16 protein-coding genes are annotated in these 13,891 nt (G+C 63.5%); 10 read left to right on the forward strand and 6 right to left on the reverse strand.

Going from position 1 to position 13,891, the window contains the following annotated elements; genetic code table 11:
* Positions 1–57 precede the first annotated feature (57 nt).
* The 6 genes from NLN62_RS37930 (at position 58) to NLN62_RS37955 (ending at position 3,719) form a co-directional block, all read left to right on the forward strand.
* A complete protein-coding gene (locus tag NLN62_RS37930) occupies positions 58–486 on the forward strand; it encodes a PaaI family thioesterase (RefSeq protein WP_027522854.1) in 429 nt (142 codons plus the stop codon).
* Between the two features lie 158 nt (positions 487–644).
* Entirely contained in the window at positions 645–1,109 is a 465-nt protein-coding gene (rplM, locus tag NLN62_RS37935) for a 50S ribosomal protein L13 (RefSeq protein ID WP_027522853.1), read from the forward strand.
* 1 nt (position 1,110) lies between these two features.
* The gene (gene rpsI / locus NLN62_RS37940; protein ID WP_027522852.1) at positions 1,111–1,587 is read left to right on the forward strand and encodes a 30S ribosomal protein S9; all 477 of its coding nucleotides are present in this window, start codon (positions 1,111–1,113) and stop codon (positions 1,585–1,587) included.
* A gap of 225 nt (positions 1,588–1,812) precedes the next feature.
* Positions 1,813–3,027, forward strand: a complete 1,215-nt coding sequence (locus NLN62_RS37945; protein ID WP_254112143.1) for a GGDEF domain-containing protein — start codon at positions 1,813–1,815, stop codon at positions 3,025–3,027.
* 57 nt (positions 3,028–3,084) lie between these two features.
* Complete coding sequence (locus tag NLN62_RS37950; protein ID WP_254112144.1) at positions 3,085–3,321, forward strand: hypothetical protein; 237 nt, start codon at positions 3,085–3,087, stop codon at positions 3,319–3,321.
* Positions 3,322–3,419: 98 nt separating this feature from the next.
* Positions 3,420–3,719 carry an antibiotic biosynthesis monooxygenase gene (locus tag NLN62_RS37955; protein WP_027522849.1) on the forward strand — a complete coding sequence of 100 codons (300 nt, stop codon included), beginning with the start codon at positions 3,420–3,422 and terminating at the stop codon, positions 3,717–3,719.
* Between the two features lie 6 nt (positions 3,720–3,725).
* Here NLN62_RS37955 and NLN62_RS37960 read toward each other — a convergent pair whose 3' ends face one another.
* Positions 3,726–4,856 carry an AI-2E family transporter gene (locus NLN62_RS37960; protein WP_254112145.1) on the reverse strand — a complete coding sequence of 377 codons (1,131 nt, stop codon included), beginning with the start codon at positions 4,854–4,856 and terminating at the stop codon, positions 3,726–3,728.
* Positions 4,857–5,159: 303 nt separating this feature from the next.
* Here NLN62_RS37960 and NLN62_RS37965 point away from each other — a divergent pair, with 303 nt between their 5' ends.
* Together NLN62_RS37965 and NLN62_RS37970 are read left to right on the forward strand one after the other, a co-directional pair.
* Positions 5,160–5,933: a gamma-glutamyl-gamma-aminobutyrate hydrolase family protein gene (locus NLN62_RS37965; protein WP_254112146.1), complete on the forward strand. Its 774-nt coding sequence runs from the start codon at positions 5,160–5,162 to the stop codon at positions 5,931–5,933.
* A gap of 284 nt (positions 5,934–6,217) precedes the next feature.
* Entirely contained in the window at positions 6,218–6,976 is a 759-nt protein-coding gene (locus NLN62_RS37970; protein ID WP_254112147.1) for a S9 family peptidase, read from the forward strand.
* A gap of 57 nt (positions 6,977–7,033) precedes the next feature.
* Here NLN62_RS37970 and NLN62_RS37975 read toward each other — a convergent pair whose 3' ends face one another.
* The 4 genes from NLN62_RS37975 to NLN62_RS37990 form a co-directional block, all read right to left on the reverse strand.
* A complete protein-coding gene (locus tag NLN62_RS37975) occupies positions 7,034–7,603 on the reverse strand; it encodes a hypothetical protein (protein WP_254112148.1) in 570 nt (189 codons plus the stop codon).
* Positions 7,604–7,757: 154 nt separating this feature from the next.
* On the reverse strand, positions 7,758–8,108 hold the full coding sequence (locus NLN62_RS37980) for a hypothetical protein (RefSeq protein ID WP_254112149.1): 351 nt from the start codon (positions 8,106–8,108) through the stop codon (positions 7,758–7,760).
* A gap of 137 nt (positions 8,109–8,245) precedes the next feature.
* The gene (glnA, locus tag NLN62_RS37985; protein WP_027522845.1) at positions 8,246–9,655 is read right to left on the reverse strand and encodes a type I glutamate--ammonia ligase; all 1,410 of its coding nucleotides are present in this window, start codon (positions 9,653–9,655) and stop codon (positions 8,246–8,248) included.
* Between the two features lie 152 nt (positions 9,656–9,807).
* A complete protein-coding gene (locus NLN62_RS37990; protein WP_007603495.1) occupies positions 9,808–10,146 on the reverse strand; it encodes a P-II family nitrogen regulator in 339 nt (112 codons plus the stop codon).
* 379 nt (positions 10,147–10,525) lie between these two features.
* Here NLN62_RS37990 and NLN62_RS37995 point away from each other — a divergent pair, with 379 nt between their 5' ends.
* The gene (locus NLN62_RS37995; protein ID WP_254112150.1) at positions 10,526–12,025 is read left to right on the forward strand and encodes an NAD(P)H-hydrate dehydratase; all 1,500 of its coding nucleotides are present in this window, start codon (positions 10,526–10,528) and stop codon (positions 12,023–12,025) included.
* Positions 12,025–12,462 carry an N-acetyltransferase gene (locus NLN62_RS38000; RefSeq protein WP_254112151.1) on the forward strand — a complete coding sequence of 146 codons (438 nt, stop codon included), beginning with the start codon at positions 12,025–12,027 and terminating at the stop codon, positions 12,460–12,462. Before NLN62_RS37995 ends, NLN62_RS38000 begins: the two co-directional genes overlap by 1 nt.
* Before the next feature lie 5 nt (positions 12,463–12,467).
* Here the strand turns inward: NLN62_RS38000 and NLN62_RS38005 are convergent, their stop codons facing one another.
* Positions 12,468–13,772, reverse strand: coding sequence for a multicopper oxidase family protein (locus tag NLN62_RS38005; RefSeq protein ID WP_254113823.1), 1,305 nt, complete (start codon positions 13,770–13,772; stop codon positions 12,468–12,470).
* Between the last annotated feature and the right edge of the window lie 119 nt (positions 13,773–13,891).

The following is a 13,891-nucleotide window of genomic DNA, read 5'->3' on the forward strand; positions in this document are numbered from 1 at the left end:
TGGATGACGCAGATAACTTAATGTAACAGGCAACGTGAAGCGAGGGTGAGAGGCGGCATGGCGTTAGCGAAAATGAGCGTGGCTGAGGTCGAGTACTTTCTCCGTGAGGAGTTTCCCCAGGCCTTCAGCGGCGACGACATCACCATCGAGAGCGCCGACGGACAGACCGCGCTGCTGCGCCAGCGCTATAGCGAAAGGATGCTGCGGCCGGGTGGAACCGTGTCGGGGCCGACGCTGATGGCGCTCGCCGATTTCGCCATGTACGTGGTGCTGCTGTCTGCGATCGGGCCGATCGGGCTCGCGGTCACCACCAATCTCAACATCAATTTCCTGCGCAAGGGCCTGCCCGGGCAGGACGTGCTGGCGGAGGCCCGGCTCCTGAAGCTCGGCAAGCGCCTGGCGGTCGGGGAGGTCAACCTGCTCTCGGGCACCTCGCCGGACCCGATTGCCCATGTCACCTCGACCTATTCCATTCCAAATGTTTGAAGTTTTCTGAGGTAATATAACACCATATTTGTAAGGTATTGATTTTTCTAAACTAATTTCTCTTATTGGGCATTGACCGGTGCGCGTCACTTCTCTAGAAACCGCGCAGTCCGGCGCGTCGTTCGCGCCGTCATCTCCCCGTCCACGGAAATTCAGATATGAAAACCTTTTCGGCAAAGCCCGCCGAGGTGACGAAGAAGTGGGTGCTGATCGACGCCAAGGGTCTGGTCGTCGGCCGCCTCGCCACCATCGTTGCCATGCGGCTGCGCGGCAAGCACCTCCCGACCTACACCCCGCACGTTGATTGCGGCGACAACGTCATCATCATCAACGCCCAGCACGCGGTGCTGACCGGTCGCAAGCGCGAGCAGAAGACCTATTACAAGCACACCGGCTATGTCGGCCACGTCAAGGAGCGCACCGCGCGCCAGATCCTCGAAGGCCGTCATCCCGAGCGCGTGCTCGAGAAGGCCGTCGAGCGCATGATCCCGCGTGGTCCGCTTGGTCGCGTCCAGATGGGTAACCTCCGCGTCTATGGCGGGGCCGATCATCCGCACGAGGCGCAGAGCCCGGAAAAGATCGACATCGCCAAGTTGAACCGCAAGAACACGAGGGCCGCATAACATGGCCGAATCCATCCAGTCGCTCGACCAGCTCTCGCAGCTCAAGACGGCCGCGCCCGACGCGCCCAAGCACGAGAAGAAGGTCGACAAGCTCAACCGCGCCTATGCCACCGGCAAGCGCAAGGACGCGGTCGCCCGCGTGTGGATCAAGCCGGGCGCCGGCAAGGTCACGGTCAACTCGCGCGAGGTCGAGGTCTATTTCGCCCGTCCCGTGCTGCGCATGATGATCGAGCAGCCGTTCTCCGTGGCCCAGCGTTCCGGCCAGTATGACGTGATCTGCACCGTCGCCGGCGGCGGTCTGTCCGGCCAGGCCGGCGCTGTCCGCCACGGCATCTCCAAGGCGCTGACGCATTTCGAGCCGGAGCTGCGGACCGTGCTCAAGAAGGGCGGCTTCCTGACCCGCGACTCCCGCGTGGTCGAGCGCAAGAAGTACGGCAAGGCAAAGGCCCGCCGGTCCTTCCAGTTCTCCAAGCGCTAATCGCTTCGATAAAATTCGTCGCGAAAGCGGCTTCAATGAAATGCAAAAGGGCGCCGAATTCGGCGCCCTTTTGTTGTTCGTTTGTATGCAAATTGAGCCGGTGTTTTTCCGAAAAGTTGCGTCTGCATGAAAACCTGAATGGAACCCGGCGGGACCTAGCGTCGCAGCTGGAAGGGCACGCGATCGGGCTGATCGCGTAATGGCTTGGTTTCAAAGGGGGCTGACATGATGTCGCTCGATAGCATCACGCTATACCTGGTTGCCACGATGGTAGCCGCACTGCTGGGTGCCATGATGGTGTTCTTCGGCAGGCAAGAGAAAAGTCCCGCGCTGAAATGGTGGGGCACGGCCTATCTGCTCGGCGCGGCTTCCGTCGCGCTGTGGACGGCCGCCGGCGACAAGCTCGGCGCGCAGCTCTATCTCGCGCTGAACGCCGTCGGCTTCGTCGCCTGCGGCATGGTCTGGAACGCCGCGCGCGTCTTCCACGGCCGCAAGCCGAACTGGCCCGGACTTCTGTTCGGTGCGCTCGGCTGGGCTGCCGCGGTGTCGCTGCTCGATCCGGCCGCCGCGACGCTGCGCATGTTGATCGGCGCCGGCATCGTCTCGGTCTACGCAGCGCTGACCGCTGGCGAGCTCTGGTCCGAGCGGCGCAAGAGCCTGCAACGGAGCTGGCCGGTCTACGCCGTGCCGATCATGCACGGCTGCGTGCTGATGATGCCGGTCCTGATCGGCGGCTTCCTGCGGCCGAACGATCCGCACTTCTCCAACAGCATCTGGGTCACCGTGTTCGCGGTCGAGCTCATTCTCTACGCCGTCGGCACCGTGTTCGTGATCTTCATGCTGGTGTCCGAGCGCACGGTGACCGCGCACAAGACCGCCGCGTCGATGGACCCGCTGACCGGCATGTTCAACCGGCGCGGATTTGCCGAAGCCTGCTCGCGCGTCATCGAGCGCGAGGCCAAGGCGGGGCGGCCGGTGACCGTCATGATCTTCGACATCGACCACTTCAAGTCGATCAACGATCGCTTCGGCCACCCCGCGGGCGACGAGATGCTCAAGCTGTTCTCGACGGTCGTGACCACCAATCTGCGCATCTCCGACCTGTCGGGCCGGATCGGCGGCGAGGAGTTCGCGGCGCTGTTGCCGTGCTCGCTGGAGGAGGGCGTGCTGGTCGCCGAGCGCGTGCGCGAGGCGTTCGAGACCTCGGGCATCGTCGTCGACGAGGGCCCGGTCGACACCACCGTCAGCATCGGCGTTGCCGGTGGTCCGGCCGGCACCGAGCTGGAGGTGCTGCTGGCTGCCGCCGACACCGCGCTCTACCAGGCCAAGCGTGGTGGCCGCAATCGCGTCGAGGCCGCTGAAGAGCTGCCGCTGTCGCTGGAGAACTGGCGCCGCCAGACTGCCGCGCGGCTCCCCGTGCCACGGCCTGCGACGGCTTAGGTTGCAAGCCGACTTGCGGTAAGGCGCTGTTTACCATCGACTCCTACCATCGTGGCCATGGAGTCGATCCGTCAACAGACCTCGCAAGCCGCTCTGGTGTCGCTCGAAGCGGCCGCGGCATCCGCGCGCGGCGGCTTCGGCTGCATCTTCTCGACATCGGACGAGTACGAGACCGCGCTGATCACCGAGCGCCGTGCCCAGGGCCGGTACGCGCAGAGCCGTGGTCTCTGGCCACTCATCCTCTTTACGGCCTGTGCGGCGGCGGTCGCAGGTACGGTCTTGTTGTTCGGCTGAGAGAGCCGGCCTCTTGATCGACCAGGGCGCCGTTTCGGCGCCTTTTTCTTTTCGGCCGTCTGCGCTAGATACGCCCTATCAACAAGAAGGGTGGAAACATGATCACCGAGATCGCGCAAATCGACGTCAAGCCGGGCACCGAGAAGGATTTCGAGGCGGCGGTGGCCAAGGCCAAGGCCGCGTTCGGCCGCTCCAAGGGCTTTCACGGTTTCGAGCTGCACAAGTCGATCGAGAAGCCGCAGCGCTACCGGTTGATGGTGAAGTGGGAGACCCTGGAGAACCACACCGTTGACTTCCGCGGCTCGGAGAACTTTGCCGAATGGCGCGGCCTGGTCGGCCAGTACTTTGCCGCACCGCCGGAGGTCGAGCACACCAACACGGTGGTGACGACGGCTTGAGCTGTCTCACGCCGCCGCGGCCGGCGTTTCATAACTCTTGAAATGATCGAGCAAAACCTTGGCGATGGCGACCAGCGGAAGCGCCAGCGCCAGGCCCCAGATGCCGAAGACGACGCCGAGCAGGATCTGGAACGCGAACAGTGTGGCGGGCGGAATGTCGAGCGCCTGCCGCTGGAGGATCGGCGTCAGCACGTAGCTCTCCATCGCGTGGACGCCGAGAAACAGGATCAGGGCGGAGAGCGCGGCGACCCAGCCTGACGCGATGCTTGCCAGCACCACGATCACGCCACCGATGATGGCGCCGACCGTCGGGATAAAGGCGAGGAGACCGGCCTGGATTCCCAGGATGAACGACCCGGGGATGCCGATGACGGCAAGCCCGATCCAGGTCACCACTCCGACCGCGAGCATGACGATGATCTGCGCGATCAGCCAGCGCTCCAGCGTCTCGCTGATGCGGTCGATGATGACAGTGGCACGTGAGCGATGCCTGGCCGGCGCGACGAACAGGAGCCCGTCGTGATAGACGCTGGGCTGCGCCGCGAAGGCAAGCCCCAGGAACAGCACGATGAAGAAGTTGCCGACGGCGCTGATCGTGCCGAGCAGCAGCTTGAGGGTCTGGCTCACGATCGCCCCGCCGCTGGAGGCCAGCGCACCGGCGCCGGGAAGGCCGCTGTGCGGGGGTGACGCGCTTGGCGCAGTTTCCGAGCCGGACGGCGTTGCGGTCGCGGAGGAGGCGTTGCCGATGTCGAAGAAGCTGGTATCGATGCCGTGGCTCTCGAGGAAGGCTTTGACGGTGACGAGCTGCGACTTGATGGTGTTGCTGAGCGCGGAGGCCTGCTCGGCGATGGTCGCGCCGCCGAGATAGGCCACACCCGCGAGCATCACCGCAAGCACCACGCAGACGATTGCAAGCCGTAGGGGATGTGGCAGGCCGACATGGCGCCCGAGCGCGTTGGTCAGCGCGTTGAGCCCGACGCCGAGCAGCATGCCCGTGAAGATCAGCAGCAACGTTGCGGCGAAATACCATGTGAAGATCAGCAGCGCTGCAAACAGCACGATACCGATACCGCCGACCGCAATCGCCCAGGCCAGATCGTTGCGGGTCCGGGATCGTTCATCTGCGGGGATCGTCACATGATGTCCTTTGCGCGGGCCGATGTGCACGGCACTCTTTCGCGAAATCCCGCCGCGGATCAAGCCGGGATCCGCGTGCCGGTTTGACGCGTCCGTGGCCTTAACTGGGCCCTGCGAATGGTCCCCTCGAGCCCCCGAGGTTCAGCCCGCGGGCACGGATGGGCGGTTGGGGCCTCAATTGCGCCTTCCCGTGAGGCATTCAGGCGAAATAGCATTGCGGTCCCGCGATCCCTTCGGTTGAAATTGTTCCATCCGAAGGGCATGTTTGGAGAATCTTCTTCGGCGGGGAGGTCGGAACGGGAGATGAAAAAGCCGGTCGTCGGCGTGATCGGGAATTCCCATCGCGTCGAAAATCGATTTCAGGTCCAGATGGTCGGGGAGCGAAACTTGCGCGCCGTGGCCGAGGTCTGCGGCGGCCTGCCGCTGATGTTCGCGGGCTCGGCAGACATCACCGACATCGGCGCGTTGCTCGATGTGGTCGACGGCATCGTGCTCACCGGCGCCCGCGCCAATGTCCATCCCACGCGCTTCAACGTCGATCCCTGCCAGAAGCACGAGCCTTACGACATCCATCGCGACGAGGTCGCGCTGGCGCTCTCGCTCGCCTGCGTCGCTCGTGGCATCCCGCTGTTTGGGATCTGCCGGGGCTTGCAAGAGATGAACGTCGCCTTCGGCGGCTCGCTGCACCCGGAGATCCGCGAATTACCCGGCCGCATGAACCACCGCATGCCCCGGCTTGAGAACGGCGAGATTCATCCCGATCCCACCGTCGTGTTCGCCGACCGCCACGAGGTCGAGCTCACCCCCGGCGGCGCCTTCGCCAAAATTCTCGGCTGCGAGAGGATCAAGGTCAATTCGCTGCACGGCCAGGGCATCCTGGAGCCGGGCAAGCGCGTGCTGATCGAAGGCGTCGCCGAGGACGGCACCATCGAGGCGATCCGCATCGCCGAGGCCCCAACCTTTGCGCTCGGCGTACAATGGCACGCCGAATACGACCCGCAGCGCAATCCGATCAACCGGAAAATCTTTCAGGCGTTCGGCGAGGCCCTCGTGGCGCGGCAGCGGGCGACGGCGTAGTCGGGCCCGCGCGGCGAGGGGAGTTTAGGGCAGGCCCGACCGACCCACCTTGTCATTGCGAGCGCAGCGAAGCAATCCAGAGTGTCACCGCGGAAAGATTCTGGATTGCTTCGCTGCATCAGCGAGGCTTGAAAGGTCCCGGCCGAACTCTTGGTCAAGCCATATCGATTGAAGTCTGCCTAGGCCTGCGCCGCCCCGTTACGCCCCTCCGACAAACGTCGGTTGGCCCTTGGCGAGATGCGCAAGATCGGCCAAGGTCCGATGTTGTGTTCGGAGAAACTTCCTTGTCGATAAAAATCGTTCGCCGATCTCTACAAGATATCGGATGGGGGTACAGTCCGTCTGGCGACGGCCCGTTTCCTGCGATCATGCTACTGCACGGTTCTGACGGCAGATGGTCCGGCTGGAGCTACAGAAATGCTGCGCTCTTTGCTGCCTGCGGCTTTCTCGCCATCCCATTTGGATATTCGAACGGGGGCAATAGCTGGAACGCGGGCAACATAGTCGATGTGTCGCTCGACAAGACGGCTGAAGCCTTGCTTGCCCTTCGATCGCACGAGCTTTCTGGAAACAAGATCGGGCTCTACGGAGTATCGCGCGGTGCCGAACACGCACTATTGCTGGTGTCACTAATGACGAGGGACCGCATGGCGGGACTTCCCGATGCAGTTGCCGTGCATAGTCCGCCTGACGTGATATGCGGAGCCTTCGATGCCAAGATGTGGCGAGATTCTGGAGACCCCGGATGGCAGCCATGGGATCCCGGGAAGCGAGCGTGGACTTGGCGAGGTTCGTCCAACGAGTTGCTTCCATCCATTCCAATCGAGATTGAACGTTTCGACGGCCCCATCTTCATCAGCCATGGCACGCAGGACAAGGTGTGGTCTGCTGAAATGACACGGCGTCTATCGGGTCGACTGATCTCGCACGGGCGTAACCCGGAAGTGCATCTTTATGAAGGCGAGGACCATGGACTCAGCAGCGATGGCGAAAATCGCCACTACGAGTTGCTGACGAAATTCTTCGTGCGCCACTTGGCCTAGAAGCGATGGCCGCAGCATGCAGGATGGAAAGGGCGACGCGAAACCCATCCTGCATGCTCATTCTGCCGAAGGCGATCGCGATAAACGGGAGCGTGCCAAAGATCCGAGTCCCCAGCCCGCAAGCGTCGCGATTAGCGGTCGCCTGATGTTGCGGAAGGCGTAGTAGGCGTTGTCTAACACGTCAGCGAGAGGCGGTGACGACATCAAGTCCAGCAGAAGATCGAGCTTGGAGAACAGGACCGGCGCAATAGCAAGCAACGCGAAGCCCGGGCCTAGCCTGGCGAAGAAGCTCAATGCCGCTACGAGCACCGTGGTGCCTGCGAGAAGGCCGTATATCGTCGCGGCGTTCAGATAGGAACCAATACCGAGGAAGCTGGCGAGCAGAAGGCCCCAGAACAAGCCGACGATCAGGAGCGGCGTGTTGTCCACCCGTGTGAAGAACGGCAGGTAACCCAGCATAAGATAAGCGAGGATCGACAGCGTCGGCCAAGCCGCGAAGAATCCACCATGCAACAATCCCCACGAGTGGAAGGTGGGCCAGCTCAGCAGGCCATAGACGTAACCCAGTGGAATCATCAGAAGGAAGCCCGCAAGAACCGAGATAACGATTCGAATGGTCGTTCGCATGGGGCGTCCAAATTCCGGGCGGGATCGCAACTGCGCGACACGCATCGCGCGCGATAGTAGCGTGTAGGATTGGTAGAGCGGAAGCGAAACCCATTATCCTCCCACGATCTGCGATGATGGATCTCGCAAGGGCTCTACCACCCTACGGACTGGACTACTTGCGGTACTGCGCCTTCAGGCTGCGCAAAGCATTGGCATAGTTGAATGCCGCGAGCTGGCACTCGGCGACGAACTGCTGCTTGACCACCGGCTGCTCCTCGTACTTCGTGCATTCCGCCACCAGTTGACCGATTGTCTTGTCGCGCTTGTACTGGCTGGTGCAGAACGCGATCACTTCGTTCTTCTCGGCCAGGCGCTCCTCGCCCTCGGCCTTCGAGGCATCGAGCCGTTGCATCCTCGCCTTGCAATCCTCTGCTGTGGACTTCGACGTCGTGCGCACACCGGCGAAAGCCGGGGCGGTCACGAGGGCGAGCAGCGAAACGCAGAGACGAGCGGACTTATTCATCGTTGATCTCCCCGGCTGAGCGAAAATGCCTCGCGACCGCGATAGGTTTCGTTCTACCCATCCCACCGATGATCGACCGCACAAACAAAAAGGCGCCCCTTGCGGAGCGCCTTTCGTTTGTCGTCGTCCGGGGCCGATCAGCCCGAGTAGTACATTTCGAACTCGACCGGGTGCGGGGTCATTTCGAAGCGCTCGACTTCGGTCATCTTCAGCTCGATGTAGCTGTCGATGAAGTCGTCGTCGAACACGCCGCCGGCCTTCAGGAAGGCACGGTCCTTGTCGAGGTTTTCGAGCGCCTCGCGGAGCGAGCCGCATACGGTCGGGATCTGCTTGAGTTCTTCCTTCGGAAGATCATAGAGATCCTTGTCCATCGCCGGGCCCGGATCGAGCTTGTTCTTCACGCCGTCGAGACCCGCCATCAGCATCGCGGCGAAGCCGAGATAGGGGTTGGCGAGCGGATCGGGGAAGCGCACCTCGACGCGCTTGGCCTTGGGCGAAGCCGTGTACGGGATACGGCAGGAGGCCGAGCGGTTGCGCGCGGAGTAGGCGAGCAGCACCGGCGCTTCATATCCCGGGACCAGGCGCTTGTAGGAGTTGGTCGTTGGGTTGGTGAAGGCGTTGATCGCCTTGGCGTGCTTGATGATGCCGGCGATGTAGGACAGGCAGGTCTCCGACAGGTCGGAATACTTGTTGCCCGCGAACACCGGCTTGCCGTCCTTCCAGATCGACTGGTGAACGTGCATGCCCGAGCCGTTGTCCCCGTACACCGGCTTCGGCATGAAAGTGGCGGTCTTGCCGTAGATGTGCGCGACCTGGTGGATGCAGTATTTGTAGATCTGCAGGTGGTCGGCCATCAGCGTCAGCGTGTCGAACTTCATGCCGAGCTCGTGCTGGGCGGAAGCGACCTCGTGGTGATGCTTTTCGACCTTCACGCCCATCTTGGCCATGGCGCCCAGCATCTCCGAGCGCATGTCCTGTACCGAATCCTGCGGCGGCACCGGGAAGTAGCCGGCCTTGGTGCGGATACGGTGGCCGAGATTGCCGCCCTCATATTCAGTGTCGGAGTTGGTGGGGAACTCCGCGGAGTCGAGCCGGAAACCGGTGCTGTAAGGCTGCGCCGAATAGCGCACGTCGTCGAACACGAAGAATTCGGCCTCGGGGCCGACATAGACGGCGTCGCCGATGCCCATCGACTTCACCATCGCTTCGGCCTTCTTGGCGATGCCGCGAGGATCGCGGTTGTAGGGCTCGCCGGTGGTCGGCTCGAGCACGTCACAGACGATGACCATGGTGGTCTCTGCGAAGAACGGATCGATCGTCGCGGTGACCGGATCGGGCATCAGGCACATGTCGGATTCGTTGATCGCCTTCCAGCCGGCGATCGAGGAACCGTCGAACATCTGGCCCTCGGCGAAGGTGTCCTCTTCGATCATGCCGACGTCGAAGGTCACGTGCTGCCACTTGCCGCGCGGATCGGTGAAACGGAGGTCGACGTATTTGACGTCGTTATCCTTGATCGCTTTCAGGACGTCTTTGGCGGTCTTCATGCATACCCCTTTTGGCTCTGCGGGTCGGTTTCCAGACTACGAGCGACGTTGTTCTCGCTTCTTGAGGCGCGCGAGTGCACAAACGACATCAGGCCGCCGAGGCGGCCTTATTTCTTAGGTAGATTGTCGCAAAATTCGGGATAGCACCCGGCTCAGATAGCGTCCAGCCCGGATTCGCCGGTTCGGATGCGGATCGCTTCTTCGATATTGGAGACGAAGATCTTGCCGTCGCCGATGCGCCCGGTCTGTGCCGCTCGGCGGATCGCGTCGATCGCGCGCTCGACCAGGTCGTCGCCGATCACGATTTCGATTTTGACCTTGGGCAGGAAGTCCACGATGTATTCTGCGCCGCGGTAAAGTTCGGCATGACCTTTCTGGCGTCCGAAGCCCTTGGCCTCGGTGACGGTAATGCCCTGCAGTCCGACTTCCTGGAGCGCCTCTTTCACCTCGTCGAGCTTGAATGGCTTGATGATGGCTTCGATTTTCTTCACTGCGCGCCTCCCGGCCTTTCGATCAAATAGCAACGTCTTCGTCAGGATGCGCTTTGTCTTCGCGCGAAGTTGTCCTCGCTGTCCCAAGCTGCCTGACCAGCCCGGGCGGCGGCCGGTCACACCCTGATGAATGCCAGTGAGCACGACGAACCGAAGCGGCTTCCTCGAAAGCAGGGTCTATGCCAAGTTGCAAATGCCCTGATTTTTGGAGCGTTATCAGCCTTTTAACGAGCATCTCGGATAGGTGGGACCAACCAGCCCAAAATAGCGAAGACTACGAAATAGGCAAACGGTTCAATCTATGTGCAGATTGTGGGTTTTGACCCGAGATCGGCGCGGAAACTGCCTGTTGAAAAGGCGTTTGTACCAGGGAAGTGGCATGGAAGTACTGACCAACGCTGAAATGCAGCGGGCCGACCAGCTCACCATCGCGGCCGGCACGCCCGGTTTCAAGCTGATGCTGAGCGCCGGACAGGCGGTCGCCGAAGCCGCGGCCGCGCTGGCGGAGGAGGGGCCGATCCTGATGGTCGCCGGTCCCGGCAACAATGGCGGCGACGGCTTTGTCGCCGCAGCCGAGCTCGCAGCCCAGGGGCGCGAGGTCTCCGTCATCCTGATGTGCGAGCGCGACCAGCTCCAGGGCGATGCGGCCTCCGCCGCGCGCGGCTGGAAGCATCCGCTCTTGCCGTTCAATCCGCAGGCGATCGGCAAGCCCGCGCTGATCATCGATGCGCTGTTCGGCGCCGGCCTCAGCCGTCCGCTCGAAGGCGAGGCGCGCGAGATGATCGAGGCGATCAACGCCAATGGCGCGCCGGTGCTGGCCGTCGATCTGCCGAGCGGCATCAACGGCACCAGCGCAAGCGTGATGGGCGTTGCGGTGAACGCCACGGAGACCATCACCTTCTTCCGCAAGAAGCCCGCGCATCTTCTGTTGCCCGGCCGGATCCATTGCGGCCGCGTGCGCGTCGCCGACATCGGCATCGGCAGCGAGGTGCTCGAAGAGATCAAGCCGCAGCTTTTCGAGAACGATCCGGACTTTTGGGGGGCGACTTTTCCGGTGCCGCGGATCGACGGCCACAAATACGCGCGAGGCCACGTGCTCGCGGTATCCGGTGATGCCGCAGCAACCGGCGCTGCGCGTCTTGCCGCACGTGGCGCACTGCGTGCCGGCGCAGGGCTCGTAACCCTGGCTAGCCCGCGCGATGCGCTCGCGATCAATGCGGGCGCGCTGACGGCGGTGATGGTCCGCCCGGTCGACACCGCGATCGAATTCGGCGAGCTCCTCTCCGACAAGCGCTACAATACCTGCATTATTGGTCCGGGCACCGGCACTGGGACGCGCACCTGCGACTTCGTCCATACCGCGCTCACGGAGCAACGGCATCTCGTGCTCGATGCGGATGCGCTGACGAGCTTTGCCGCCAATCCCGAACGGCTCTTTGAATCGATCAAGTCGTCGCACGACAGCGAGGTCGTGCTGACGCCGCATGAGGGCGAGTTTCCGCGCCTGTTCTCCGACCTCAGCAACAAGCATCCCGGCCGCTCAAAGCTCGAGCGCGTCCGTGCCGCCGCCGAGCGCTGCGGCGCAGTCGTGCTTCTGAAGGGACCGGACACCACCATTGCCGCGCCCGATGGCCGCGCCACCATCGCCGCCAACGCGCCGCCCTGGCTCGCGACGGCCGGTGCCGGCGACGTGCTCTCAGGCATCATCGCGGGCCTCCTGGCGCAGGGCGTGCCGGCCTTTGAGGCTGCGAGCATCGGTGTCTGGATGCATGGCGAGGCGGCGGGCGAAGCGGGCCCGGGACTGATCGCGGAGGACCTGACCGAGACGCTGCCGGCCGTGCACCGGCGGATCTATGATGCTTTGGGAGTGGAGTACTAGTGCTCAGACAGCTCGCGCTCGCTGATATGGACGCAGCTGCGCGGGTTCATCGCGTCGCCTTTGACCATGCGATGCCGTGGCTGGTCGGGCTGCACACGCCCGACGAGGACCGCTGGTTTTATCGCGAGCGGGTTTTCGCGACGTGCCGCCTGTGGGGGCGCATTGACGACCTCGCGTTGAGCGGAATCATCGCTTTCCGCGACGGCTGGATCGAACAACTCTACGTGCTGCCCGACGCGCAAGGTCACGGCGTCGGCAGCGAGTTGCTTCATGTCGCCAAGAGCGCCTTCGAACAGTTGCAGCTCTGGACCTTCCAGCGCAATGGCCGGGCTCGACGCTTCTATGAGTTCCGCGGGTTCGAGCTGGTCGAGGAGACCGACGGGACAAGGAATGAGGAGAAAGAGCCGGACGCTCGCTACGTCTGGAGGCGCCGGTAGGGCATTCACTCCACCGCGAACCAGCGCACGAGCCGTGGCGCGGCCCAATCGGTCGCGACGGACTCGATCAGCCAGCTTCTAGGGTAGGTCGCCGCGAACGCGATGCGCTGGGTTTGGCCCGGCTCGATTGCGAGCGTGTCGAGCCAGTACGGTTTCCAGCCGTCGTCGAGCCTGTCGAGCAGGCGGAAATGATGGCCATGCAGGTGGAAGGCGGTGGTGACGGGGGCAGAGTTCTTCAAGGCCAGCACGACAGTGCGACCGGTCTTGGCCCGAAAGGCGGGGGTGGAGGAGGCGGAGAAGCTTGCAGGGCGGGTCCAGCCGGCGTCAGGGGCGCCGAGCGCGACATCGAACCGCAAGCCGCCCTTCAGATCGAGCTGGACGGGAAGGTCATTCGAGGGGAGCGGTGGTGGCGGCAGGAGCGGCGCGCGCCGATCGAACCAGCCGGTGATCGCGAGGGTCCCGACCTGGCGCGCCTCCTTGCCGTCATGCAGCAGGAATGAGGCCGATGTGGCCGTATCCACAAATGCGTCGGCCCGCGCGCCGGGGGCGAGCACCAGCGCACCGTTGCGCGCCAGGAAGGGCTCGGCAGGCTGTCCGTCCATGGCCATCACGCGGACGTCGTGGTTTTCCAGTTTGATCGCCAGGACAGTACGTTGGGAGCCGTTGATAAAGCGCAGCCGCAGCCGCTGATTGCCAGAGGCTGAGAGCTCGAATGAAGTCCGCCCGTTGATGGTATAGAGCGGCGTCGTCTCTCTGGGATCGGTGCCCGGGGCGATCGCGGTCCCATCCGGCCGCAGGCGCCATTCCTCGATCAACAGCACTTCATCACGATCCACGGCGACTTGGTCGGCTTCCTCGACGATGATCGGGAGCGGCCGGACGGGCCGCTTCAGGCCCTCCTCGAGCAGGCTGAGGTCGGCCAGCAGGGCCCCGGCGTGAGGCATTGAAATAATTGATGTTTCCGTCACGCCTGGGCCCACAGGAGCGCGGCCCAGCAACGGCTCGGCAGCCGCCGCGCCGTCGAGGCCGTGCCAGACGGGGGCAACCGGGACAGGTAGATCGTTCCGCAAAGTCACTTCGCAGCGTTCGCCGCGCTTGAGACGGACGTCACGGGCAGTACTTGGCGCCACCAGCTCCCAGATCGGTGTAGCCGGCTGTCCCGGCCTTAGAGCCAGGGTCGCAGGCCGCGCCTGGAGTGGGAGGCGGGTGGCTGCCGGCGGCATCGCGCCGCCCCCGGCCAGACCCGCCGCCGAGGCCGCCAGGCCGGCCAAAACCTCGCGTCGGGTGGGGGCAAAAAATCGTTTCGTCATGAGGGCGATGCGGACCACGCCGCGCTGGATAAGTCCAGCCGTCGCGCCTATCTGAAGGGGGCGTCCACACGGCCATTTTTTTGCTGCGAACAGGCGGGCACATGCTATAAGCCCGGCCG

Source organism: Bradyrhizobium sp. CCGUVB23 (assembly GCF_024199885.1).
Lineage (GTDB): Bacteria > Pseudomonadota > Alphaproteobacteria > Rhizobiales > Xanthobacteraceae > Bradyrhizobium.

Bases quoted from the DNA above. Each gene is read 5' to 3' on its own strand.
- NLN62_RS37930 (WP_027522854.1), top strand. From the start codon at position 58: ATGGCGTTAGCGAAAATGAGCGTGGCTGAGGTCGAGTACTTTCTCCGT.
- rplM (WP_027522853.1), top strand. From the start codon at position 645: ATGAAAACCTTTTCGGCAAAGCCCGCCGAGGTGACGAAGAAGTGGGTG.
- rpsI (WP_027522852.1), top strand. From the start codon at position 1,111: ATGGCCGAATCCATCCAGTCGCTCGACCAGCTCTCGCAGCTCAAGACG.
- NLN62_RS37945 (WP_254112143.1), top strand. From the start codon at position 1,813: ATGATGTCGCTCGATAGCATCACGCTATACCTGGTTGCCACGATGGTA.
- NLN62_RS37950 (WP_254112144.1), top strand. From the start codon at position 3,085: ATGGAGTCGATCCGTCAACAGACCTCGCAAGCCGCTCTGGTGTCGCTC.
- NLN62_RS37955 (WP_027522849.1), top strand. From the start codon at position 3,420: ATGATCACCGAGATCGCGCAAATCGACGTCAAGCCGGGCACCGAGAAG.
- NLN62_RS37965 (WP_254112146.1), top strand. From the start codon at position 5,160: ATGAAAAAGCCGGTCGTCGGCGTGATCGGGAATTCCCATCGCGTCGAA.
- NLN62_RS37975 (WP_254112148.1), bottom strand. From the start codon at position 7,603: ATGCGAACGACCATTCGAATCGTTATCTCGGTTCTTGCGGGCTTCCTT.
- NLN62_RS37980 (WP_254112149.1), bottom strand. From the start codon at position 8,108: ATGAATAAGTCCGCTCGTCTCTGCGTTTCGCTGCTCGCCCTCGTGACC.
- glnA (WP_027522845.1), bottom strand. From the start codon at position 9,655: ATGAAGACCGCCAAAGACGTCCTGAAAGCGATCAAGGATAACGACGTC.
- NLN62_RS37995 (WP_254112150.1), top strand. From the start codon at position 10,526: ATGGAAGTACTGACCAACGCTGAAATGCAGCGGGCCGACCAGCTCACC.
- NLN62_RS38005 (WP_254113823.1), bottom strand. From the start codon at position 13,772: ATGACGAAACGATTTTTTGCCCCCACCCGACGCGAGGTTTTGGCCGGC.